This window comes from Streptomyces sp. NPDC006476 (assembly GCF_040612015.1).
GTDB classification, from domain to species: Bacteria; Actinomycetota; Actinomycetes; order Streptomycetales; family Streptomycetaceae; genus Streptomyces; species Streptomyces griseorubiginosus_B.
Genome location: NZ_JBEXPK010000086.1, coordinates 1 through 23,160, shown reverse-complemented (window position 1 = coordinate 23,160; position 23,160 = coordinate 1). Strand labels below are relative to the sequence as shown.

Sequence of the window (23,160 nt, the reverse complement as noted above, 5' to 3'; positions counted from 1 at the left end):
GCCAGATATACGACAAGGCTCATACCGGGGGCTCCGTTCCGCCGACTGTGGGGTACAGGAGGTGGCGCGCGTCATGCCGATCCGGCCCGGGCGGGGTCGGTCGCGGCGTAGTGAGACTCACGCTCGGATCTCCTTATGGCGTCGGCGATCAGGACCAGCATCCTTGGATTGCGCGGCAGTGCCAACGGGGCCGGTTCACCGGATGGCTCCGAGGGCCGGATGCTCTGCTGTGCCGCCGCGGCGATGGTGGCCGCCCATGCGGCGGAAGTGGCCAGTTCGTGAGCGGTCACTGAGCGGCCGCGTCGGCGACCCCGCTCCTGCAGCCTCCTGAACTCGGTTTCCACGACGTGGTCGTAGAGCCCTCTGTCGAAAAGCGTCTCGATCTCGTGGAGGCCGTTGAGGATGGTGCTACGGCGCCAGGTAGCCCACAAGAAGGGGGAGCGAGGGCGCTCCAGTCGCAGGGCGCGATCCGTCAGCACCGGATCGAGCACGGCATCGAGCGGGGCGAGACGAACGAAGTCGCCCCAGGACGAAAAGTGATGCCCGGCCAGCGGCAGCAAGACACCGGTCACCGTCAACAACGCACCCAACCCCGCGAACAGCGGAGGAATGGAGATTCCCAACTGAGGCCAGTCCCGGCCGGACCAACGTGCCCCGACGGCAGCCAGTTTGGAGATGCTGTAGCCGGCGCTGAGCACGGTGCCAGTACCGATCGTCAAGAGGCTGGCCCGAAGCCAAGGACGCTGGCGAACCTCCTTCTCGCGGGCCCAGCGCAGCGCCCATGTGGCGCTGACCGTCACGGCCGTCAGGTGCGCCAGCAGATACAGCACGATCATCTCGGCGACCCAGGGAGTCGTCGCGAAATAGGTGTCGAAGTCGGTACGCCGTTCCTCGGCCGGGCTGCCTGCGGCGAAGAGGACCGCGATGCCCGCAAGCACAACCGCGTAACCGTAGATCCATTTTCGGGTCGTACGACGCATGGACGGGCCGTCCCGCCAGCAAGCGATCAGGATCAGCAAAGCCGCGCTGTACGCGGTGATCGCCGCGTAGGTGAGCGGCGCGGCGATATTGGGTACACCGGTCAGCCGGTTGATGAGCGCAACTGTCGGAGGAGCCCCGAACAGGAAGCACAGCGAGGCAAATCCCAGCACGGCGACGATGGCACGCAAGGACGGATCGATCCGGCGTCGGGCCAGATCGGGCAGTCGGAACAGGAGCGCGATCCACAGCAGAGCACAACTGATGTAGTTGATCGCCCCACTCATCTGCGGTTCCTCTGGTAACCGAGGGAATCGGCGATCCGGCGCGCCGTGTCGCCGGCGATCACGTCGCGATCCATCAGGGACCGCATCTGCTGCCCCACGAGAATCCCGAACAACTCGGCTTCTTTCTCGGGATCTTCGTCGAAGCGGGACCGCGCAGCCGCCGGCTGGGCGGCGTGCAGATGCCCCGACCCCGTTGTGGAGCAGGCTTCGGCCGCCAACTGTTCGGGCGTCAGCCCGTCCTTCTGCCTCATGTGCCAGAGTTCGTGGCCGAGGATCTGCGCCTGGTGCCACACTTCGGCATCCGCCTCAATGATCACGTCGTCCTGATCCTGCCGCTCCACCCACATGCCAGTAGCGCCGAACTTGCGCGGAATGCGGACTCGGTGCACCTCAAGCGGACGATCACCGCGCCATTGCCTCGCGGACTCGACAAGGGCCTGGAACAGGGCTTCCGGGTCAGGCGGACGCGGCCCGCCCGACGCGTCGGCCTGCTCCCCGGCCAGACGCTCGCGGATGGGACCGATGAGTACGTCGGCGAACTGCTGCATGTCCCTGTCGCGGCGCCGCATCTGTCGCCACTCGCGCAACCCGGTCAGAGGATTCATCTCAGCTCTTACGGTTCGAGGGGAGGGCGACGACGCACGTCACGGCGTCCGGAAGGGTGATGTGCGAGTGAGGGGACAGCGCGGCTCGAGCTGGCTCAAAGGCCTCACCAAACAAGGAATTTGCCCTCCCTGGTCACGTCGTCCTGACCTTACCGGAGCGTTTACCGGCGTGGGACGGCAAGAAGGCCACCGCACGAAACCACCGCCCACTTCTTCCAAGGATGCGAGTGTTGTGCGGTGCCGAGCAGGGGCAGAGCGGGAGATTCGCAGTGCGCGGCCCCATAGGCTGAGCCCCCGTCCGTACTGTCTGGGGGAGAAATGACCAGTAGGTTCACCGAGTTGGTCGTCGACTGCCATGATCCGGAGCGGCTGGCGGCCTTCTGGTGCGCCGTCCTGGGTTTCCAGGTGATCGACCGGAGCGAGGGCAAGGTCGAGGTCGGCTCCTGGGAGCCGACCGTCGAGGAGGTCCGGGCCCGCCAGATGCCGCCCACTTTGGTGTTCATCCGGGTGCCCGAGCGCAAGGCTGTGAAGAACCGGCTCCACATCGACGTCAGCCCGATCGACGGCAGTACGGACGACGAGGTGGCCAGGCTGCTCGACCTCGGCGCAGCCAAGGTGGACGTGGGGCAGGGCCCCGACCGGAGCTGGGTGGTCATGGCCGACCCCGAGGGCAACGAGTTCGACGTCCTGCGCACCCTGGCACCGTCCGATTCGTGAGTCAGCTCGAGACTCTCCGGGCTGCGAGCCTCATGGTCGCCCTAGCGCTGAGGGCGCGGCTTGGCCTTGGTGGGGAGTCTTCGCCTCCGGCAAGCAGATGTCGACGTTCTCACCCGACACCATCGGACAGGCCGCCCAGCGCACCCATCTGCAGGCGATCCGGGAACTGGTGGCCCGCGACAAGAACCACCCCAGTGTGGTCCTGTGGTCCATCGCCAATGAACCCGACAACGTCCAGCCCGAAGCCCGCGACTACTTCACACCACTGGCGGCCGAAGCCCGCCGCCTGGACTCCACCCGACCGATCGCCTACGTCAACGCGCTGATGGGATCACCGGACCAGTGCGCGGTCACCGACCTCTTCGACGTCGTCCTTCTCAACCGTTACTACGGCTGGTACTTCGGCCCCGACGACCTGGCGACGGCCGAGACGCAACTGGAAGCCGAACTGCGCCAGTGGGCCGAGCGGCACGACAAGCCCATCGTCATCACCGAGTACGGCGCCGACACCTACCCCGGCCTGCGCAGCACCGTACCGAGCCCGTGGACGGAGGAGTACCAGACCGAGCTGCTCGACGTGTACCACCGCGTCTTCGACCGGGTCGACGCCGTGGTCGGCGAACAGGTCTGGCACTTCGCCGACTTCGCCACCGCACCCGGCGTCTTCCGCGTCGACGGCAACAAGAAGGGCGTCTTCACCCGCGAACGCCGCCCGAAGAGCGCCGCGTTCAGCCTGCGGACACGCTGGTGCAAGGGCGACTGGGAGCGGCGGCGCCCACCAGCGCCGCCGCCGATGGGTGCGCTACCTCCGTGTGCCGCAGCCGGGGCAGAACGCCGCGCCGTCCGGTACGACAGCCGAGCAGGAGGAGCAGTGGTCGGACTGGGCCAGGTGATAGCCGCAGCCGGAGCAGTACGCGGCTCCGTGGGTCTCGGTACGGCACTGGGGGCAGACCAGTTGCCGGGGCGTGGTGGGGTCGTAGTTCTGTCCCACCTGCTGCCCGGCGGCGTAGGCCCGTTGTGAGGCCATGTCGTTCAGGCCACGCTGCTGGGCCGCCATGGCCTCGGCCGCGGTGTCGGGGGCGCAGTTCAGACACAGCCCCTGCGCCGCGTTCCAGCAGCGACCGCAGACGTAGTTGGTGCAGCGGGCGCAGCGGTTGAAGTGCACCTGCGCGTTGCCGATCGCCCGCTGGAACGCGTGGTCGCGGGCCTGTCCCCAGCCGGCCCCCGCGAGCCCGTCCGCCGCCGACGTCACACCCCGCCCCGTGTTGCCGAGGAGGCTCCAGGCCAGGTCCGTCCCCTTCCTGAGCCAACTGGCCGCGCGCTCACCCGTGTACGCCTCGAAGGGCGACCGCCAGGTGTCATAGCAGCGCGAGCAGGAGAACTCGAACTGGAAACCCGCTCCGGTGCCGGTGCGCTCGCACAGGTCCCGGTAGTTGTTGCTGAAGTAGATCTCGCTGCTCACGTGGTCCCCCCACAGGCCAAGCCGTCGGCACACTGCCCTACGACGCAAGCGGAAGAGTACTGGTTCTGTGTGGCTGAAAAGCCACGGCTCCGGTCCTGTGCGCGGCCTCAGGCCGCGTCGTGCTCGGCTGCGGTGGGCGTGGCCGAAAGAGGGCCGGTCGTGAGGGTGGCCGCGGCGTCGGTCAGGTGGAGGACGAGGTTGGCCTGGGCGGTCAGGCGGAGGTCGTGGGTGATGAGAAGGGTCGTGCGGCCTGCCGTCAGGCGTCGTAGCGGCGCCATGATGCGGGCCGCCGACGCGTCGTCGAGTCCGGCCGTCGGCTCGTCGAGGATCAGGACGGGTGCGGTCCGCAGCATGGCCCGGGCCAGGGCGATTCTGCGGCACTGGCCGCCGGAGAGGTGGCTGCCGCGTTTGCCGACGGGGGTGTCGTAGCCGGAGGGCAGGGCGTCGACGAAGTCGTGGGCGTCGGCGGCCATGGCGGCGGCGACCACTTCCTCGTCGGTCGCGTCGGGGCGGCCGTAGACGATGTTCTCCTTGACGGTGCCGTCGAAGAGCATGCTGTCCTGGAGCAGCAGGGTGATGTGCCGGCGCACCTCGTCGACGGGCAGGTGGGCGATGTCCCGGCCATCCAGCAGGATGCGCCCTTCGGAGGGTTCGTACACGCGCAGGAGCAGTTTGCCGAGGGTGGACTTCCCGGCGCCGCTGGGGCCGGTGACGGCGAGCAGTGTGCCAGGGGCGATGTCGAGGCGGACACGGTGCAGGACGGGGTGGGCGGCGCCGGGGTAGGCGAAGCCGACGTCGTGGAAGGCGATGGCGCCGCGCACCGGTTCGGCGAGCGGCGGGAGGTCCGGCGCTGGGGTGCTTTCCGCGACCGGTCCGTGCGCAGCACCTCGACGAGGCGTTCGCACGCGGCTGTCGCGGAGGAGGCGCTGACTGCGAGTTCACCGACCAGTGTGCTGAGGTGCGCGGCGCCGCAGGCGTCGGCGAGTTGTTTGGCCCGGCCGGTCACGGCTGCCGCGACATCGAGGCGGCGGGCCGCGGTGAGGGTGCGGCCGAGGCGGAGGCGACCCCCATGACGTCGACACTTAGACAATGGATCTTGCAGATCCAAGGGAAGCGTCGGCGGCAAAGGGCAGGCGTACGGCGACTGGTCGGGGCGGGAACAGGCCGCGTGGCCGCAGGTCGCGGTCGCCTTGCACGGGTCGGCCGAACCGTCGTACCAGGGAGCGTCGGTCGTCGCCCGCGAGCAGGGACAACGGTTGTTGCTGACCGCTTCCGGTGCGGGTCCAGTTCTGGACCTCACGGCCACGACGACGGGCACGGAGGTGTCGTCCCACATGCGCCACCGGCTGTCCACTGACGGAAGCAGGACCCGCGCCGTGGGCTTCCCGCTCGGCGTTCCTGCCGGGACGGGAAGGCACCTGCATCCGGGCCCTGGTGGCGGCGTACACAGGCGCACCCCTGGTCGGCACAGAACTGCCGTGGACGACAAAGGACTGGCCGCCGGCGGGGACACGGACGCGGTTCGGGACGGAGCCGGATCGGTGTGTACCGGCTGCTCCCGTCGCCGGGTCCCGCACAGTGCGCCACGGCCAGGTGGTCGCCCACCGCCGGCCCCTCACCCAGAGGGTCGACGGCCTGGGACATCTGCCGTCCGCGACGGATGTGGCCGGTCGACGCTCCCCAGCAGCGGAACCAGCGTGTGGGCCGACTGAGTCCATGCAATGGCGGATGTATGAAGATATGGCCTGTTGCGTTCGCTGGGGATGGGAGGCCCGCTGGTGCCAGGGTTGGACGAGACGGCGACGACGCTGGTCGGCAGAGCCGAGGAACTCGAGCGACTCGGCTCGGTGCTCAGCCGTCTGGGGCAGGACGGCGTTCCCGCTGTCGTCGATGTCGTCGGCGACGCTGGCATGGGCAAGAGCCGGCTGCTGAGCGAGGTCTGTGCGCGGGCGCGGCGGCTCGGGCTGGCTGTGGTACGCGGCAGGGCCACGGAGTACGAGCGGCACACTCCGTTCCAGACCTTCACAGACGCGTTCGCCGACGTCGATCGTGCCTTTCTCGACTCGCACGCCGTGCCCGATGCGGCGGCGCCCGCGCTGCGGGGCGCCGACGGTGCGCAGGGCACGGGCAGCCGCGACCGGTTCGGCCTCTACCGTGCCGTGGCCGAGGTACTGACCGGGCTCGGGGAGCGCGGCGGGCTGGTGATGGCCCTGGACGACCTGCACTGGGCCGATCCCGCCTCCCTGGAGCTGCTGGACCACCTGGTGCGGCACCCGGTGAGCGGCCGGGTCCTCCTGGTCGTCGCTCGCCGGCAACGTCAGACACCGCACTCCCTCGCCGCTGCCCTCACACGCGGCTGCGACACCGGAGCCGTACTGCCGATGGTTCTGCGCCCACTGCCCGAGCAGGAATCGATCGTGGCGCTCGCCCCTGACCTGCCGGCGGCCGACGCGAAGCAGATCTACGAATCCAGCGAGGGCAACCCGCTCTATCTCCGCTCCCTGCTGCACGCCTACCGGCGCGGTGCGTTGTCGCCCGGTGCCACCGCCCGGGCCCACGACGGCATCGCGTCCGGCGTGCCGAGCGGCCTTGCATCTCTGCTTTTGGACGAGCTGAGCGCGCTGACCGAGGCACAGCGCTGCGCCGTCGAAGCGGTGGCGGTCCTCGGCGACCACGCCACCCCCGCCATGCTGAGCCTGACGACTCCGCACATCACGGTGGACGAACTCGACGACTGCCTCGACGCACTGGCCCGGCGCGATCTGCTGCGCATGGGATCCGACGGCCGCTGGACGCTGCGCCACCCGCTGCTGCGGGCGCTGGTCTACGAGAACGCCGCCGCAGCGCGCCGCGCCGCGATCCACCGTGGCGCGGCGGACGCACTGGCGAGGGCCGGAGCGTCGGCCGCCGAGCGCGCTCATCACGTCGAGCGGTCGCTGGCCGGCTGGGATCCCGCGGCGGCTGCCGTACTGGCCGAGGCGGCCGCCCAGTTCGCCCATACGGCGCCCGCGACCGCCGCCCATCTGCTGGACGTCGTACTCCGGCTCATGCCGCTCATACCCGTATACGCACAGCACCGTGGGGAGTTGACGCTGGCCCGCGCCCGCGCCCTAGCTGTGGGCGGGAGTCTGCGGGAGAGTCGCGACCTGCTGTACACACTGATCAGTGGATCCGGGCAGCACGACACATCGCTGCGCGGGGATGCGATAGCGCTGTGCGCGGCGTTGGAACGGCACCTCGGTCACTCCCCGGAGGCGATCGCCATGCTGCAACGGGAGTTGGCCCGTAGCCCCCGTCCCGGGCCCCGCCAGGTGGTCTCCCTGGGACTCGCGCTCGGCATGGCCGCCCTGAACACCGTCTCTTATGCCGACGTACGCCACGACATGGAGCGGACGCTCGCGGTGGCTCGCTCCCACGGCGACCTCATGGGAGAGCTGGGGGCTCTGGCCCTGGGGGCGTTGGGAGAGGCCTATGAAGGGGAGACGACGGCCGCCCGAGTGTTCGCCGATGCCGCCGCCGGGATCGCGGACTGTCTGACCGGCCCCAACCTCACGGAACTGGGCGAAGCGCTGGTGTGGCTGGCCTGGGCGGAAGCCCTGCTGGAGCGCTACGCCGACGCCGAACGCCATGCCGACCGCGGTCTGGACATCGCCCGTCGCGGCGGCCAAGTCCACGTTCTGCCCCACCTGTTGAGCAGCAAGGCCTTCGTGCACCTCAACACCTGCCGGCTGTCGTCCGCCCTGGAGTCGGCCGAGGAGGCGGAGTCCGTCGCACGCGCGATCGGCAGCAGCGACCTCCTGGCCTTCACCCTGTGCTTCAAAGCACTGATCCTGCTTGTGCACTGTCCCCTGGGTGACACCAGGGCGCTGGAGACCGCAGAGGAGGCCGTGGCCACGGTCGGCCGAAGCAGCCACTGGTGGGCTTCGCTGGCCAGGTGCGTGCTCGGCCACACGGCGCTCGTGAACGGCGATCCGCACCGCGCGCAGGAGTCGATCCTGAAGGCCGGCGGCCCCGAACTCCTCCGGCTGCAGCCCTCGATACGCCCCGGCCAGCTGGACACCCTCGTCAGTACGGCGCTCGCCACTGGCGACTCGGAGCAGGCCGCGCGCTGGGCCGCACTGGCCGTCGAGGAGGCCGACCGGATGGGACTTGGCGGCCAGCACGGGGCGGCGCTGCGCGCCGAGGCCGCGCTCGCCCAGTACCACGGCGACAACCGCGCGGCCGCGGACCTCTTCGAGCGCGCCGGGCAGACGTACGTACCCTCCGGCGCGACGCTCTGGGAGGCGTACTCCCTGCTGTTGGCGGCCGCGCAGGCGCAGGCCGCGGGCGACGGTCCGCGCGCCCTCGTGATGTGGGAGCGGGCCCGCCGCATCGCCGACGAAGGCGGCGCACGCCTGCTGTCCGACCTGGCCGCGCTCGTCCGTCCCCAACCCGAGAAACTCCGGCCCACGTCCACACCCACACCCACACCCACGGAACTCGACCAACTGACCGCACGGGAACGGGAGATAGCCGAACTCGTCGCCGAAGGACTGAGCAACCAGGCCATCGCGACGAAGCTGTACCTCAGCCGCCGTACGGTAGAGACCCACCTCTCGGCCATCTACCGGAAGACCTCCGTGCCGTCCCGCTCGGCGCTGGCAGGCCTCATGACGCGTGCAGCCCTCGACCGACGCGTATGAACAAACGCGTCACGGGCCGCGTCCACTTGCGCCGTCGGGATCCCCTGCACCATCCCGGACAAGGCTGACCAGGCACGTAACCGGTAAGAAGCTCGGCCTCCGCGGCGGGCGGTGGCCGGGTGACGGCGGTGCCTGCGGGACCAGCTCGGTGCGTGGCCCGTATGCGGCAGAAGCGTCAGGTAGAGATGGCGGCAAACTGCTTGGACCGCCGGATTTCCGTCGCGCGCAGGAGAGTGAGCCCCTCACCGGGCACACCGGCCAGGTGTGGGACGTCGCCACCACCGGGTGGACGGACGTCACCTCCCCGTCACCGCAGGGGAGGATCACACGGTGCGCACCAGGACCTCACCGCTCCCCGAGGGGACGGCGGCCGGCTGCGTGCCGGATGCACCGAACCTGCCTGGCGGTCGCCACAGCGGTCTCTGACGGCGTCCCCATGGTCGTCACCGAGGGCGCCGACCACACCGTGCGCACCTGGGACCTGACTACCGGCTTGCCAGCCTCCGACCCCCTGAGCGCATGGGTCTCGGCCATGGCGACGGCGGTGGTGCGTGGACACACGGTCGTCGTCACGGCCACTCTCGACGCATGAAAGGACCCGACATAGGCACTCCCCCTACAACGATGGCCCAGGGAAGCGTCAATCGAACCACTCAGGGTCCCCAGCCTCGAGGAATTCTTTGAGTACCGATCGGCTGCGAAACGCCTCACGAAGGAGCATCCCCAGCCTCCGGAGAGCCTCCGTATCCTCGCCATTCACGACGAACATTCCCGCCTCGGAGTCGTAGCTGAACCGCTCAGCCAAATCGGGCGCGCGTGCTCTCACCGCGGACCTGGCAACACCTTCCCAGCCATAGCCGTTGCCGGCCGGGCTGGTGTTCGGCGCGATCACCGTGGGGGCGCTGGTGCCGGCCGCGGTGATGTCGATCGCCGCGGCCACCAGCTTCGTGCGCAACGTGTACGTCGAGTACGTGCACCCGACGGCCACGCCCAAGGTGCAGGTGCGCATCGCCAAGGCGGTGTCGCTGACGGCGAAGGTGGGCGCGGTGGCGTTCGTGTTCGGGCTGCGCGACCAGGACGCCTTCAACCTCCAGCTCCTCGGCGGGGTCTGGATCCTGCAATCGCAGTCATCAACCAGTGGCTGTGACGATGGCGGCGCGGACATTGCGTGAGGGCACCCGGTTCATCGCACTGGTTCCCCAGAAGGCAATGGAGCCCAGGGAAGTGCTTCACGCCAGCCCGGCCGGCCGCGGGCCCAGCCCTGTAGCACTTCGGCAACGGGCTCCACGGCGAACGCTTCGTGCGTGCGCGGCACATGGGCATGGAAGTGCATGTCCGGGCCACCGTCGCGGTACTCAACCTGGTAACTGAGGTCGTCGTTGAGATAGACCTGCATGTAGTGCTGACCTGCGGGTTCGCGGTCGAGTCGCTCGACCACGACAAACCGCCAGGTCAAGCTCATATCGGCCAGGAGATCGTGCAGCTGGTCGTCGGACGGGTCGTCCCATGACGTCCCGTCCCACTCGATCGCCCGCAGTATCGGTGTCGGCATGTGGGCGACTGTACTGGCTGATCGCGCTGCCGACATCGGCAGGCCGCCGCCTATAAAACAGGTGAGGTTCCCCCGAGATGCGGAGTGTGTTGACAGAGGGTCAGATGGGACTCGTGAGAGAAACATCGACCATGGCCGCCCCCAGGAAGTACTCGCTGGAGTTGCGTGAGCGTGCGGTACGGATGTATCGCACTGCCGATCCGAAGCCCCAGATCAAAAAGCTTGCCGTCGATCTCGGTGTGCATCCGGAGGCCCTACGCGGCTGGATCCGGCAGGCCGAGGCCGATGCCGGCGAGCGCGACGACCGGCTCACCACCGGCGAGCGCGCCGAACTCACCGCGCTGCGCAAAAAGAACGCCCAGCTCAAGCGGGCGAACGAGGTCCTGCGGACGGCCTCGGCTTTTTTCGCGGCGCAGCTCGACCCGACCCGGCCCAGGTGACCGCGCTCCTTGCCGAGCACCCCAACCTGGGGGTCGAGCCCGTACTCCGGGAACTGCACATCGCCTCCTCCACCTACTACCGCTGGCGACAGGCTGAGCGTGCGCCGTGCGAACGCGTGCGCCGTGACGTCGAGCTGACCGAGCGGATCAAGGAGATCCACGCCGACTCCGGTGGGATCTACGGCTCGCCGCGCGTGCACGCCATGCTCAAGCGCGAGGGCGTCCACGTGGGGCGCAAGCGGGTCGAGCGGTTGATGCGCGAGGCCGAGATCGCGGGGATCAGTCCGCGCCGGGGCGGCTTCACACGCCGCGACCCCAAGGCCACACTCGCCCCGGACCTGGTCGAACGGGACTTCACCGCACCGGCGCCGAACCGGCTGTGGGTCACCGACCTCACCATGATCACCACCGCAGAGGGGGCCCTGTGGCTCTCGGCGATCCGGGACGCGTTCTCCCGCCGGGTGGTGGCCTGGGAGACCTCCGCCCGCGCGGACGCCGACCCGGTCCTGACCACCCTCGAGTACGCGCTCACGAGCCGGGAAGTCGAACCGGGCAAGCTGGTCCACCATGCGGATCACGGCTGCCAATACACATCCGTGAAGCTCACAACTCGACTGCTGAGAGCGGGAGTTGACGCATCCATGGGCTCGGTCGGGGACAGTTACGATAACGCTCTCACGGAGAACCTGTGGATGATCCTCCAAACGGAGTGCATCCGCGGCCGCGTCTTCGCCACCCGGGCCGAGGCGAATCTCGCGCTGTTCGAGTACATCGACGGCCTTCTACAACTCCCGGCGCATCCAGAAGCGGCTCGGTTACCTCAGCCCGATCGAGTTCGAGGAGAAGCACTACGCCGACCAGGCAACGGCCGAACGAACGAAGCTGAAACCCCGTCAACCCGCCCTGACCAGCTGATCAGCACCTCCCGCACGCCGGGGGAACCTCAACCCGGTACGTGGAGAGTTCCGTGTTTTCCACGATACGGCTGGCGTATGCGGCTTGAAATCGTCGGTATCCCGGGCGACCCGCACCTCTAAGACCGACCGGCAAATGGTGTGAAGTCTCGCCGTCAAGATGGAGCACGAGTGGGTGATCAGTATGGACGGACGACGTTGGTCGGCAAGCCGGCAACCGGAGGCAGACGTCAATGCCGGGCAAGTTCTCTGGCCCGCGTCACTGACGGGAGGCTCCAGGGCCCGTGTGTCTGCCAACGGACTGGTGGTGCTCGTCTTCGAGTTCGCCTTGGTGCTGGCGTACAAGGCGTTCTTCGCCGGTGGGCTGAGCGATCCCCTGCGCCCCACCGGGCACTGGTTCGACATCGAGGCCGGAGCCGGCTGGACGGCGCTGTTTTTGTTCGTGTCCCTGCTGATGATGTGCGGCGCCTTCATCAGTGCCGTCAGGCAAGAGGCGCACGGGGTGCTGGCCGGCTTCGCCTGGACGAGCGTGGCGGTCGCGAACCTGCTGCTCGTTGTGGTTCTCACCACCGGAGCAGAGCAATTGGCAGCAGAGCCCTGCAGTCTGTCCTCTCGCCCCCTCCCCGGGCACATGAGCCTGATGACGGCGGCGATGCTCTGTCTCGTGGCCGCGTCGGGTGTCGCGGCCCTCGTCAGCAGAGCGGCGTGGGCGATTGCGCGTCGCCGTGGCGGCCAGATCGACGGCGTGGCCCTGTACGTAGTGTGGTTGGTGTCCGCCGCGCCGACCGCCTTCTTTCTCCTGGCAGCCGTTTTCAGTCATTCCGCCCCTCATCCCACCGGCAGCGCCTGCGCATGAGCGCGGTCAGGTGCCGCCGGGCCCGGTCACGAACGACACGTACACCGCGAGGCGGGCCGGTGGGCCGGGTGACTGCCTCGTCGTGGCTGTCACCCGGCCCACCCCCTGGTAGTGGTCCAGGCCATGAGTGCGGCGTCGGTTCCTCCGGCAGCCTGAGTGCCTCGCGGCAGAGCGCGAAGCGGTCCTCGATCCCACACACTCGCAGCCGGCCGCCACGCTCGGTGAGCCAGAGAACCGGACAGGCCGGGAAGCCGTACGAGGCCGGATGTTGACGGCGCAGTCCTCCAGGGACTCCACCGCCCACGGCATGATGCTGGCCACTTTGCGACGGCGCGGCCCCGAACCCTTCGTGCCCTTGGCCTTGCGGACGTGGACCATGCAAGTCGGCCGCCCCGGTCGCCAGGTGCAACCACCTCCCGCATCCAGTAACAGCCACCCGTCCACAACACGGTCACACCGCGAGACCTCCAACTGCCTCTATCCGCAGTCGTTCTTAGTAGCTTTGAGGGCCGCGAGGTAGCCGGCCCAGCTGTCCTGGGCCAGAGCCGCCCACTGCGCGGCGGTGTTTCTGTGGATCCCGAACGACTCTGCGGGGGGCGGGCGTCGCGGCGCTGCCGGCCGCCCGGCCCGTCTTGGCGGGCTCAGAGGAGAGCGTGCATGCTGGCCAGTGTCATGATCGCGCCCCAGACGATCGTCACGACGATCCACGCGATCACCGGGAGGTGAGGATCGGGGTCGTAGGGTGGGAAGGCAAACGTCGCGGGGTCCTCGGGGCTGTAGCGGACGGACAGGCGGGTCCCGAGGGGGACATCGTCGTGATGTTTCAGGCCGGTGGGGCCGATACCGACGACCGTCAGACCCTCGTGCGTGGTGAAGGTGACGACGGCGGTGTAGGTGTATGTGGTGGTGATCGTGCCGTTGTCGTCGTTGAGATGGGCCTCGCGCATGAGGGAGACGACCTCGGCGGGAACGGTCGGTGCACCGTCGAGCGGAGCCGGGCCACGCCGTCGCAGCCGGATGGCACAGACGCAGTTGTATGCGAGGAGGACGGTCAGGCCATCGCCGAGACCGAGCAGGGCCCAGCCGTAACTGTGGTGCTGGACGGTCGTGAAACGCAGGAGCAGGACGGCCGCGCAGAGCACCGCGGCCCAGAACGCGCCGGCCAGCTCCTGCCCCCGGCTGACCGGCCATCTCTGCACGCGGAACGCGGAGGGTTCTCCCGACGGGAAACGCACCCAGACCGGCATGCCCTCCCAGGCGACGTACAGCGCGCCGTTCTTCCCGCCGGACGTTCGCAGAGTCAGCTCCTGCCCGGTCGACGGGTCCTGGAAGGCCACGGCCACCGGCAGGCCGTGCGTTTGATCCGTCTCGGGCGGCGGTACATCGACCCGCACGACCCGGGAGGCGACGGAGTGCGCCACCGGGTCCGAGGTGAACCTTGTCGCGTACCAGACTGCCTCCACCAGCGCCCACCCTCCGAAGCCGGCGGCCAACAGCAGCAACAACGCGTTTCCTGACATTCGTCAATCCCCCGCCTCGCCACACGTGAGGTCGAACACTGTCCACAACGGCGAAAGCCTTCCAGTTGCTTGACTGGAAGTCCTCAGTGGAATTACCCACCTTTCCCTGTCAGGTCGGCCATCTCCGTAGTTCCACGGATGACAGGGGGCCGCGTGACGGGAACACTCGGCATCGGAGAGCTACGGATGTTCATCCAGGGTGCGGCATGCGAGAACGTGAACAAGTGGGGGAGATGGCCACCGCCAATGGCTGTGGCCGCCACGTGGCATTCGCGTGCCCCGACGAGTCGCCCAACGGGGCAGCGTGGGTATGGTTCGTTCCTCATGCAGGCTGGACCGGCTGGGAGGCCTCGATCCGTCTTGTGAACGTCGCCGGAGGGAGTTCCTGGTGGTCGCAGTTGCCGGTTGCCGTCTTCTTCCTCACGGCTGCCGTGGCCTCGGTCGCAGTCCTGGCGCTGCCCCGATACCAACGACGGGCGGGCGGCCCCGCGCCTCGTCTCTACTGCTTCGAGGACGGCGTCGTGGTGGCCACCGGCCGCGTGCTGCGACCCTTCGGCCGGCAGGAGATCTCGATCGGCAGAGTGACGTGGCGGGGCCATGAGGACGTCGGGACGCGTAGGACTCTGAAGGGACCTGACGGCAGCGTCCTCGTCCTGTTCACCGGGCGTCGGCGGGGATTGGCGCATCGAGAGGCTCCACAAGGCTGCCGTCGAGGGCGGTGGTGCAGACGGCGGCGGCCACCTGACCGTGCGCCATATGGCCTGCCCCGATGGGCTCTTGCCATCGGGGGCCGTACGGCATCGCTCGCACAGACGGTGAGCGGATCTCCGCCGCGATCCAGCTGAGCGGGCGCAGTGTCGCCATCCTGCGCACCAATGGGAACAACATCTCGACCAGGTCACTGGCAGGACTCCGTCAGATCGGGGTTTGCTGCCACTCTCGCGCACCGGCAACAACGGCCGGAGTGAATGGGCGCGTCGCCAGGGGCCAGCTTCACCAAGGGAGTACCAGGCATGCCAGAGGGGTTGGCCCAGTGGGGGCATGAGCTTTTCATGAGGCGGGAACGGGAGCGACGTCGCGGCCTGGCACCGAAGAGCGACGCCGGAAGGAACATCGTGCAAAGCGGGTTCGAGCCCTGTCTGCTGGCCATTCTCCGGCTGTCGGTGGGCAGGCCCCCAGGCACCGACCTCGCCGGCGGGTGGTTGCCGAGTGCGCTCGCCCGCACCGGCCACCTCGTCCGCGCGGCTGAGCTGGCGTACACGATCAGTGACGAGCTCGAGCAGGGCAGGGAGCTTCTGGAGCTGGTGAAAGCCGCGGCCGGCGCGGGAGACCTGTGCGGCGCCCAGGCATTGGCCGAGTCGATTCCGCTAGGGCAGCAGCGAGACCAGGCACTGGTCGCTCTCGTGCCGGCATGGGTCCGTGCCGGTGAGCGCGCCAGGGCTGTCGCTCTGGCGGAGAGGATCCGCTACCCCCACAACTGGGGTTGGGCCTGGGCCCTGCTGGCGAAGGCGGTGGCGGACAGCGGCGACATCGATGAGGCGCTCAGGTTCGCCGCTCGTGCCGACGACGAGGTGAGTTCTTACCCCGTCGACGGGACGGAAAACGTGCTCGCCCTCCTCGTGGAGGTGGCCGTCGCCACCGGCGACCATGATCGGGCCGCCGCACTCGCCGACCGTGTGGAGGACCGCTTCCGGTCCCGCAACCCGGCAGGGTGGTCCAAACCACGGCCCCTGGCGGTAGTGTTGGCCCGCGAGGCGCTCGCGGGAGACCTTGACCGGCTCGACGCCCTCATGAGCACCGAACCCGAACCCGCCGTCGGAGCTGATGGCACGCTGTGTGGGTGGGCGCTCGGCGAAGCCGCCGACCAGGACATGGTCCAGGAAGGAGATCTGGACGAGGTTGACGCTCTCCCGCCCTCACCCAGATCCCCGCTCGATGCCTGGGACATGGCATGTGTGCTGGACGCGGTCGCCGAAACCGCCGACCAGGACGTGGCCCTGGCCCTGGCCGACCGGGCCGAGACACTGCTCGAGACCGGCGACGGCCGTGATCACGACATTCTGCTGAGGTCCGTGACACTCCTGCTGGCCCGGCACGGGCAGGTCGAGCGGGCCATGGCCCTCGCCGACCTGCTCGAGCCCGATCTGCGCGTCGGGCGGCAGGCGGAGATCGTCGGGGAGCTGGCCCGCTACGGCGACACGGGAGGGGCTGAGGCTCTCGCCCACGCGATCCCCGACCGCCGGGCACAGTCCAGTGCGCTGATCGAAGTGGTCCGGGAGCTGGCCCGGCGCGGCGATCCGGACCGGGCCGAGGCCCTCGTCCACTCGATCACCGACCGCTGGGCACAAGGCGAGGCACTGATCGCGGTCGCTCGGGAGCTGGCCCGGCGCGGCGATCCGGGCCGGGCCGAGGCCCTCACCCGCTCGATCGCCTACCGTGCGACACGAGCCCGCGCACTGGCCGCACTCGTGGAACTGTCCGAGCCGTCCCAGGCTTGCAGGCTTGCCGCACAGGTCGTGGTTCTCGACGGCTGGAACCCTGTCCTGCCGGTACTGGAGCGGATCGTGCCCCGTTCCGTGTCAGTTGTCGTCGATCAGATGACGAGCTGATCCGCCGCGAGGTACGACACCCTTCCGAGCCGCACGGCACCTCGTCTGCCAGGCCACAGCATCTCAACGCGGCGCCGGCCTGGGAGCAGCAGGCCCCCTCACTTGTCACCGACGATTGCGAGACTCACTCCATGATTCCGAAGCTGCCCCTGCACGACCCCAGTTGGCGTGATCTTGAGGGTGTGACGGCCGACGAGGTGAGAGCACTCCTGGAGCAGATGGCCTCGACAGCCGTCACCGGGACCGGTGACGAATGGAGGCAGACCTGGACGCAGCTGACCGGCGGCCTGATGGACGACGGAATCGTCTCCAGCGGAGCTTATGCGGCTCTGCCGCACCTCGTCGAAGCGGCTGCAGCCCTGCCTCCGGGACAGACCGTGGACTTCTGGGTGGACCTGGGATTCATCATGACCGCCGATTACCGGCCCCCCATCCGGGCCGACCTCGACGCCGGGTTCAGCGCCGCAGTGCGTCTGGCCGAGCGGGCGGCCACCCGAAGCCTCCTTGCCGCCGGCACACCCGCGCAGATGTACGCCCACCTCGCCCTGTCCTGTGTGGCCTTCGCCGGCCACCACACGGGCGAGGCTCTGCAGCAGCTTCCCGATACCCAGGAAAGTGAGCTGCTGATGTTGTGTCCCGGGTGCGGGAGCGATACCGAGATCCCCGGGTTCTTCGTGGACCCGGTGCGTCCGCCTGTCGAGGCTCCGGGGCTGCCTGATCCCGCCCATGTCCGCCAAGGAGGGCATCCCTGGGGCGAGGTCGCCGCAGCCTTGCGGGAGGAGGCGCTGGGGGAGGGGTGGGAGCCCTTCCTGCGGGTGGCACGCGAAGTCGCGGCGGCAGGCGTACCCCCCGAGACACCGGGGCAGGCCGTCCTGTGCCTGGTCGCCGGCCTGGTCGCGTGCAAGGGCGCTCCGCAACGGGCCGGGAGGGAATGGGCCCGCAAACTGATGTCGCTCACCGGACACTTCCGCTGCTGGGACTGCGAGCAGACATGGGCGATCGCTGACGGTCTGGCGGAGAATCCGAACGGTGCGCGCCCTCAAAGCCATCTGACGGAGGCGTGGACGGACTCCGGCTGGTCGGCTGCCACGGGAGAGTCAGCGGCGGCGGGCGGAACAGATGAAGCAGCGACCAGGTTCCGGCGGGAGGGGAACGCTCTGCTTGCGGCCGACGGCACATCCTGGGGCCGTATATCGGTGTTCTCCGATTCCGCGCCCGGTTCATTCGGGGGTGTCGACTCACTGGCAGTGATATCCCGCTCCGGTCAGCCGACGCTCGTGGCCGGCGCCGGGGACAGGGGCGTGGTGTGCCTGTGGGACGTGGCCGACGGCCGACTCGTCCATGACCCGCTGCCAGGACATCCTGACCGTATCTGCACGATGACGGCCCTGCCCCTGCCCGACGGCCGCATCCTCCTGGCAAGCGGAGGCGACACCGGGACGATCGCCGTATGGGACCCCGTCATCGGGCGACCGGTTCGCGAACCGGCCGGCAACTGGCCCGGCGGGGTGACCGGAATGTGTACCGCGACCGTCCCCGACGGCCGCACCCTGCTCGTCACCGCCACCCCCCGAGGCGCTGTCCGGTTGTGGGATCCAGTCACTGGTGAGTCTGTCGGGCGCCTCAACCCCTATGGCAGTCCGATCCAGTCGATCGCCGCCATCCCGATCTCTGTCCGCCATACGCTGATCGCGGCCTCGGACACCGGGGGCCGCCTTCACGTGTGGGATCCGGCCGTCGACGACCCCTGGGCACGAGGCGCGGCCGTGCAGCTGAGCGCACGTGCGCTCGCCGATGCCGACCACCGAGTGGCAGCCGTGGCGGCGGTGCCCACGCACGACCGAACCGTGCTGGCTACGGGAGACAACCGCGGCGTGGTCATGCTGTGGGACCTAGCCACCGGCGCCCCGATCGGCGACGGTCTGCCCGTCTCAACAAGCACCGCCGGTCTGCCGGTCATCACTGGCACCACCCTGCCCGACGGGCGCACTGTCCTGGTCACCGGCAGAAAACACGGTCACAGACTGCGGGTATGGGAACCGGAGAGCGGCACGGTGCAGCACATCGCCTTGGATGTGGCGGTCACCTGCCTGGCCACCGCAGGCCCCGATGTGATCGTCGGACACGACCGCGGAGTCCTCCGACTCCCCCTCATACGGCAGTGAACTGTGCGCGCACCGTCCATGTGCCGCAGGGCGCGCCATGTGCTCCTGCAGCACGGACGCCAGGAAGGCCTGGTCACGTACCTGGAACTACGGGGTTTCACGGATGCGCTCCAAGCGCACGACATGCCAGGGTCCTGTCTGTCCCGTCCTGCGGGGCGCGCCTCCCGCGGGACGCCGGCGAGAGCGCGGACCGGCGAGCGGTACGCGCCGAGGGGGAAGCGATGGACGGCCTGGCCGTTGGAAAGAGCTCTGTCTCTCATCCAGCCCGGCCCGATCCCTCGACAGCCTTCTTCACCACGGTCGACGGCGTGCGCATCGTTACCTTGCGCGGTGATCTGGACAAGGATGCGCGCGAGCCGCTGCAGTAGACGCGTTGAGCGCAGCGGGCCGGGCCTCTGCCCAGGCTGGGCCTGCTGGTCCCGCCCGGCTGTCGGTGGAGGCCGTGGCGAACTCGGTGGCGGGCTCTCAGCCGACGACGACCTCCTCTTCGGAGATGATGCTTCCAAAGCTGTTCAGGTCGATGAAGTTTTTGTGGTCCGGGTCAACGGTCTTCAGCCAGTTCTCGCAGAAGAAGAGCGCGTTGAGGTCGTCCATCGTGTCGAACCATGTCTCGACCACCGAGTCGTAGTCCGGTTAGGGATAGTTCGGCGCGGGGACGGGATACGACACCACGAAGCGGCGGATGTACTGCTTCGCCTCCGGGATGGACATGAGGAGCGGCCTGTGGATGTTCCGCTGGTAGTGGGCGAACTCGTCATGAGTCATGCCCTCGCGACGCTTGCACGTGATGACCATTTTGATCATGATGCCTGTCCGTTTCTGTTCGACGAGTGATGATTCGCCGGCCCGGTATCACCAGCCAGGGAATGCGCCGATACGCGCGCCGGGACCGGTCGGGTGCACACCACCGTTGACGGCAGGCCCTCGGCGGCGGGGACTGCGGTATCGGTGATCTGCGCGTTGTCCATGGCAGCAAGCCTGTACCGGGGACGGTGCGAAACCCTGTCCACCGGTCAGCAGGCGGTGAACCGGTCCCACGCCAGAATCCGCGCCCTCGTCGAACAGGCCATGGCCACCCTCAAGTCCTGGCGACTTCTCCGCAAGCTCCGGTGCTCGACCACGCGGATCACCCGCCCCATCCAGGCTGTCCTCACCCTGCATCTGGCCAGCTAAGACCGATAATGAAAAAGCCTCACTGAATGCATGTGTCGGAATTCGAGGAGCTCCGGCGTCATGACGTTTTCCACTGGTCAGGGCCGCCACCGCGCCATTCGATGAGGGCGGACCCCGCGACGTCCATCTCGTCCCAGTCCTGCAGACCGGCCTCCTGAAGGAGAACGGCTACGTCCAGGAGCCCATAGGCGATCCCGACGAAGTGATCGCCGATGCGGACACGCCGGCCGCCGTCTTCCGTCGGCGGATAGATGATGACGCTCTGGTCAGTGGGCATGTTTCCAGCGTGCGGGGTGTGCCGGTTTCGCGCATATGGGGCTGGTGCCGGTAGTGCGCGGGGTGCCGGGATTGCCGAGTATCCGGCCCGGGGAGCACCCGTCGGCGTGGTGATCCGTCAGGTGAAGGCGGCCGTGCCGAACGCTCCGGCGGGGTGCTGCGCCATGAGGGTGACGCCCCAGGTGCCCCAGGTGGACGGGTGTGGCGGGGATCAGGCCGGTCTTATGCCGGCACGGCACTGCCCGGCGTGCTGGCACTCGGGGCGGCTGTGAGCCGGAATCTCATTTGGCTCGATAGGCTCCGGTCGTGGTCTCGATCGTTGAGCGGCTGGTGCCGGACGAGTTGTGGCAAGTGTTCCAGCGGGTGGTTCCCGAGCCCCGTCGCGACCTCAAGGCGGCGGCCGACGGCGGCACGGTGACCGGGAAGTGCTGGCCGCGATCGTCTTCGTGGCGACGTCGGGCTGTACGTGGCAACAGTTGCCGTCCGCTTCGTTCGGCCCTTCGGGGGCCACCGTTCACCGTCGCTTCACCGAGTGGACGAAGGCCGGGGTGTGGACCGAGCTCCGTCGCCTGCTCCAACTCGGCGTCCGTGGCGAGCAGGAGTGGTCCCGTTGCGCGATCGACTCGGTGAACGCACGAGCCCTCAACACGGGGCGCCGCCATCGCTGACCTGTCGAGCGCCTCACCGCCGTCGCCTGCGCCCTGCTCCGCTGCGGCGGACCCACCAAATGAGATGCGATCTGGTAGTGCGGCCCCTCATCGCCGCACTCGTGGAACTTGCGGTTCAACCTCTTGACGCGGATGAGGTGTTCGCCGATAGTCATGGCTTGATCCGGCCGACCAAGTGGCGGTCTGATTGCTCCTCAAATTGTGAGCGCTAACAATCCGGGGCCACCCGCGTTTGGGCCCGCTCACCATACACGTCCACCCACCTCACAGGATCGACCGAGAACCCAGCCCGACCAAAATTGTTAGCGCTAACAATTCCAGTGCGTGTTCCGATGCCTGTCCCCGGTCGCCGGACACGTTCACCCACCTCAGCCCGCCATCAGCCCGCTCCCCAGAGCCCACCGCGATGCCGGTTGGGGGCGCGGCCTGCCCGCTCCGTACCGATGAACAAGGGAGTTCAAGGTGCCTGCCCTGTTCCATTTCCGCCGACTGCGCCGCAGAGTGTCCGTCTCCCTGGCCTCGATCGCGCTCGCCTGCGTCGGCCTGGTCGCCTTCAGCGGCACATCGCACGCCACCACGCAGGAGCCCTGCGACATCTACGCGGCGGGGGGCACCCCGTGCGTCGCCGCGCACAGCACCACGCGCGCGCTCTTCGCCGCCTACGACGGCCCCCTCTACCAGGTGCAACGAGCATCGGACAGCGCGTTGCAGAACATCGGGGTACTGTCCGCCGGAGGAGTCGCCGACGCCGCGGCACAGGACTCCTTCTGCGCCGGCACCACCTGCACCATCACCCGCCTCTACGACCAGACCGGCGGCGGCAACACCCTGGTCTACCAGGGACCCGGCGGAACCGGCGGCGCCGACGCGGCGGCCACCGCGAACACCGAGGCGGTGAGCGTGGGCGGCCAGAAGGCGTACGCGCTCTACATCAACCCCGGCAACAGCTACTTCGCCTACAACTCCGCCGGGGGCGTGCCGACCGGCAGCTCACCCGAGGGCGAGTACATGATCACCAGCGGCACCCACGTCAACAACGGCTGCTGCTTCGACTACGGCAACACCGAGACCGACCATCACGCCGACGGCAACGGCGCCATGGACGCGATCAACTTCGGCACGGAATGCTGGTTCGGCGGCTGCAGCGGAACCGGTCCGTGGGTGCAGGCGGACATCGAAAACGGCCTGTTCAGCGGCGGCAGCAAGGCGTGGAACCCCAACCAGGTCTCCGAGACCAGCCGCTTCGTCACCGCGATGTTCAAGAACAACGGCACCACCCAGATGGCGCTGAAGGGTGCCAACGCCCAGTCCGGGAGCCTGACGCAGCTCTACAGCGGCGCGCTGCCCAGCGGATGGAGCCCGATGCACAAGCAGGGCGCGATCATCCTCGGCAGCGGCGGTGACTGCTGCCAGACCAACCGCAACGCGAGCGCGGGCACCTTCTACGAGGGTGCCATGGTCCAGGGCTACCCCTCCGACGCCACCGACGCCGCGGTCCAGGCCAACATCACCGCGGCCGGCTACAGCACCACCACCCCCTTCACCCCGGGCGCGAAGGTGTCGCTGCAGGCCACCACCTCCTGCTGCACCGGCGACTACCTGCAGCACGACACCAGCGACGACAAGGTCGTGATCGCGCCGGTGACCTCCACCAGCTCGACCACCGTAAAGGGCGACGCCACCTGGATCGTCCGCGCCGGCCTGGCCAACAGCAACTGCGTCTCCTTCGAGTCGGCCAACACCCCCGGCAGTTTCATCAGGCACTACGCCTTCCAGCTCCACCTCCAGCCCAACGACGGCACCAGCCAGTTCGCCGCCGACGCCACCTTCTGCTCCAAGCCGGGAAACAGCGGCACGGGCTACTCCCTGCAGTCCTACAACTACCCGGCCAAGTACATCCGCCACTACAGCTTCAGCGGCTACGTCGCAAGCGACGGCGGTACCAACACCTGGGACACCACCTCGAACTGGGCCCAGGACACCAGCTGGCTCGCCGCCTCCCCCTGGAGCTGACGGGCGACCAGCCCCGGGTCCGGTGCCGAGAGGGACGAATCCGCACCGGACCCGGCGGCGTCAACCAAACTCGCGCCGTCCGCACAGCCGGACACCGGGGGTTCGTCGACGCTCACATCACATCCCGCCCTGTGAAGGAGTTCCTTCGTGATCAAGCCACCGTGGATACGCGGCGTCAGACGCGCGCTGCTGGCGGCCGGTGCCACTGCCGCGCTCGCCGCCGGACTGCTCACCGCCACGGCG

General features: G+C 68.7%; 18 protein-coding genes and 5 pseudogenes. 14 read left to right on the top strand and 9 right to left on the bottom strand.

All coding sequences use genetic code 11. From position 1 onward, the window contains the following. Nucleotides 1-71 precede the first annotated feature (71 nt). Both ABZZ74_RS45610 and ABZZ74_RS45605 read right to left on the bottom strand, forming a co-directional pair. Complete coding sequence (locus ABZZ74_RS45610) at nucleotides 72-1,265, bottom strand: MAB_1171c family putative transporter (RefSeq protein ID WP_356950023.1); 1,194 nt, start codon at nucleotides 1,263-1,265, stop codon at nucleotides 72-74. Beyond that, nucleotides 1,262-1,870, bottom strand: a complete 609-nt coding sequence (locus ABZZ74_RS45605) for a toxin (protein WP_356950022.1) — start codon at nucleotides 1,868-1,870, stop codon at nucleotides 1,262-1,264. Before ABZZ74_RS45605 ends, ABZZ74_RS45610 begins: the two co-directional genes overlap by 4 nt. A 318-nt stretch (nucleotides 1,871-2,188) precedes the next feature. Here ABZZ74_RS45605 and ABZZ74_RS45600 point away from each other — a divergent pair, with 318 nt between their 5' ends. Together ABZZ74_RS45600 and ABZZ74_RS45595 are read left to right on the top strand one after the other, a co-directional pair. Next, nucleotides 2,189-2,587: a VOC family protein gene (locus tag ABZZ74_RS45600; RefSeq protein WP_356950021.1), complete on the top strand. Its 399-nt coding sequence runs from the start codon at nucleotides 2,189-2,191 to the stop codon at nucleotides 2,585-2,587. A gap of 97 nt (nucleotides 2,588-2,684) precedes the next feature. Then, a pseudogene (locus ABZZ74_RS45595) lies at nucleotides 2,685-3,326 on the top strand (glycoside hydrolase family 2 TIM barrel-domain containing protein); the annotation flags it as partial. A gap of 63 nt (nucleotides 3,327-3,389) precedes the next feature. Here the strand turns inward: ABZZ74_RS45595 and ABZZ74_RS45590 are convergent. Both ABZZ74_RS45590 and ABZZ74_RS45585 read right to left on the bottom strand, forming a co-directional pair. After that, nucleotides 3,390-3,614: a zinc ribbon domain-containing protein gene (locus tag ABZZ74_RS45590; protein ID WP_356950031.1), complete on the bottom strand. Its 225-nt coding sequence runs from the start codon at nucleotides 3,612-3,614 to the stop codon at nucleotides 3,390-3,392. 542 nt (nucleotides 3,615-4,156) lie between these two features. Next, nucleotides 4,157-4,870, bottom strand: coding sequence for an ATP-binding cassette domain-containing protein (locus ABZZ74_RS45585; RefSeq protein ID WP_356950020.1), 714 nt, complete (start codon nucleotides 4,868-4,870; stop codon nucleotides 4,157-4,159). 957 nt (nucleotides 4,871-5,827) lie between these two features. Here ABZZ74_RS45585 and ABZZ74_RS45580 point away from each other — a divergent pair. Both ABZZ74_RS45580 and ABZZ74_RS45575 read left to right on the top strand, forming a co-directional pair. After that, on the top strand, nucleotides 5,828-8,731 hold the full coding sequence (locus tag ABZZ74_RS45580; RefSeq protein WP_356950019.1) for an AAA family ATPase: 2,904 nt from the start codon (nucleotides 5,828-5,830) through the stop codon (nucleotides 8,729-8,731). A gap of 436 nt (nucleotides 8,732-9,167) precedes the next feature. Further along, complete coding sequence (locus ABZZ74_RS45575) at nucleotides 9,168-9,323, top strand: hypothetical protein (RefSeq protein ID WP_356950018.1); 156 nt, start codon at nucleotides 9,168-9,170, stop codon at nucleotides 9,321-9,323. Between the two features lie 48 nt (nucleotides 9,324-9,371). Here the strand turns inward: ABZZ74_RS45575 and ABZZ74_RS45570 are convergent, their stop codons facing one another. Next, nucleotides 9,372-9,557 carry an Imm51 family immunity protein gene (locus tag ABZZ74_RS45570; RefSeq protein ID WP_356950030.1) on the bottom strand — a complete coding sequence of 62 codons (186 nt, stop codon included), beginning with the start codon at nucleotides 9,555-9,557 and terminating at the stop codon, nucleotides 9,372-9,374. 31 nt (nucleotides 9,558-9,588) lie between these two features. On the opposite strand from ABZZ74_RS45570, the pseudogene ABZZ74_RS45565 reads away from it, so the two are divergent. Continuing rightward, nucleotides 9,589-9,852, top strand: a pseudogene (locus ABZZ74_RS45565) (sodium:solute symporter); the annotation flags it as partial. A gap of 62 nt (nucleotides 9,853-9,914) precedes the next feature. Here the strand turns inward: ABZZ74_RS45565 and ABZZ74_RS45560 are convergent. After that, on the bottom strand, nucleotides 9,915-10,283 hold the full coding sequence (locus ABZZ74_RS45560) for a hypothetical protein (RefSeq protein WP_356950017.1): 369 nt from the start codon (nucleotides 10,281-10,283) through the stop codon (nucleotides 9,915-9,917). A gap of 131 nt (nucleotides 10,284-10,414) precedes the next feature. Between ABZZ74_RS45560 and ABZZ74_RS45555 the strand changes: the two genes are divergently transcribed. From ABZZ74_RS45555 to ABZZ74_RS45545, 3 genes are all read left to right on the top strand, one after another. After that, nucleotides 10,415-10,723, top strand: a complete 309-nt coding sequence (locus ABZZ74_RS45555) for a transposase (protein WP_356950016.1) — start codon at nucleotides 10,415-10,417, stop codon at nucleotides 10,721-10,723. Continuing rightward, nucleotides 10,720-11,760 (top strand): IS3 family transposase, encoded by a 1,041-nt coding sequence (locus ABZZ74_RS45550; RefSeq protein ID WP_356950015.1) that lies wholly within the window; start codon nucleotides 10,720-10,722, stop codon nucleotides 11,758-11,760. The genes ABZZ74_RS45555 and ABZZ74_RS45550 overlap by 4 nt, the downstream gene beginning before the upstream one ends. 163 nt (nucleotides 11,761-11,923) lie before the next feature. Continuing rightward, nucleotides 11,924-12,493 carry a hypothetical protein gene (locus ABZZ74_RS45545; protein WP_356950014.1) on the top strand — a complete coding sequence of 190 codons (570 nt, stop codon included), beginning with the start codon at nucleotides 11,924-11,926 and terminating at the stop codon, nucleotides 12,491-12,493. 641 nt (nucleotides 12,494-13,134) lie between these two features. On the opposite strand, the gene ABZZ74_RS45540 is transcribed toward ABZZ74_RS45545, so the two are convergent. After that, nucleotides 13,135-14,013 carry a DUF3592 domain-containing protein gene (locus tag ABZZ74_RS45540; RefSeq protein ID WP_356950013.1) on the bottom strand — a complete coding sequence of 293 codons (879 nt, stop codon included), beginning with the start codon at nucleotides 14,011-14,013 and terminating at the stop codon, nucleotides 13,135-13,137. Nucleotides 14,014-15,128: 1,115 nt separating this feature from the next. On the opposite strand from ABZZ74_RS45540, the gene ABZZ74_RS45535 reads away from it, so the two are divergent. The 3 genes from ABZZ74_RS45535 to ABZZ74_RS45525 all read left to right on the top strand — a co-directional run bounded on the left by ABZZ74_RS45535 (nucleotide 15,129) and on the right by ABZZ74_RS45525 (nucleotide 19,155). Beyond that, nucleotides 15,129-16,622 (top strand): hypothetical protein, encoded by a 1,494-nt coding sequence (locus tag ABZZ74_RS45535; RefSeq protein ID WP_356950012.1) that lies wholly within the window; start codon nucleotides 15,129-15,131, stop codon nucleotides 16,620-16,622. A gap of 131 nt (nucleotides 16,623-16,753) precedes the next feature. Then, nucleotides 16,754-18,787 carry a hypothetical protein gene (locus ABZZ74_RS45530; protein WP_356950011.1) on the top strand — a complete coding sequence of 678 codons (2,034 nt, stop codon included), beginning with the start codon at nucleotides 16,754-16,756 and terminating at the stop codon, nucleotides 18,785-18,787. Nucleotides 18,788-19,008: 221 nt separating this feature from the next. Beyond that, nucleotides 19,009-19,155 (top strand): hypothetical protein, encoded by a 147-nt coding sequence (locus ABZZ74_RS45525; RefSeq protein WP_356950010.1) that lies wholly within the window; start codon nucleotides 19,009-19,011, stop codon nucleotides 19,153-19,155. Nucleotides 19,156-19,252: 97 nt separating this feature from the next. Here ABZZ74_RS45525 and ABZZ74_RS45520 read toward each other — a convergent pair. Further along, nucleotides 19,253-19,552: pseudogene (locus tag ABZZ74_RS45520) on the bottom strand (EthD domain-containing protein). Nucleotides 19,553-19,768: 216 nt separating this feature from the next. Between ABZZ74_RS45520 and ABZZ74_RS45515 the strand changes: the two are divergent. Further along, nucleotides 19,769-19,960: pseudogene (locus ABZZ74_RS45515) on the top strand (transposase family protein); the annotation flags it as partial. A gap of 58 nt (nucleotides 19,961-20,018) precedes the next feature. Here ABZZ74_RS45515 and ABZZ74_RS45510 read toward each other — a convergent pair. Further along, nucleotides 20,019-20,237: a hypothetical protein gene (locus ABZZ74_RS45510; protein WP_356950009.1), complete on the bottom strand. Its 219-nt coding sequence runs from the start codon at nucleotides 20,235-20,237 to the stop codon at nucleotides 20,019-20,021. A 305-nt stretch (nucleotides 20,238-20,542) separates the two neighbouring features. Here ABZZ74_RS45510 and ABZZ74_RS45505 point away from each other — a divergent pair. After that, nucleotides 20,543-20,880: pseudogene (locus tag ABZZ74_RS45505) on the top strand (transposase); the annotation flags it as partial. 486 nt (nucleotides 20,881-21,366) lie between these two features. Beyond that, nucleotides 21,367-22,917, top strand: a complete 1,551-nt coding sequence (locus ABZZ74_RS45500) for an alpha-L-arabinofuranosidase B (RefSeq protein WP_356950008.1) — start codon at nucleotides 21,367-21,369, stop codon at nucleotides 22,915-22,917. The last annotated feature ends 243 nt before the right edge of the window (nucleotides 22,918-23,160 follow it).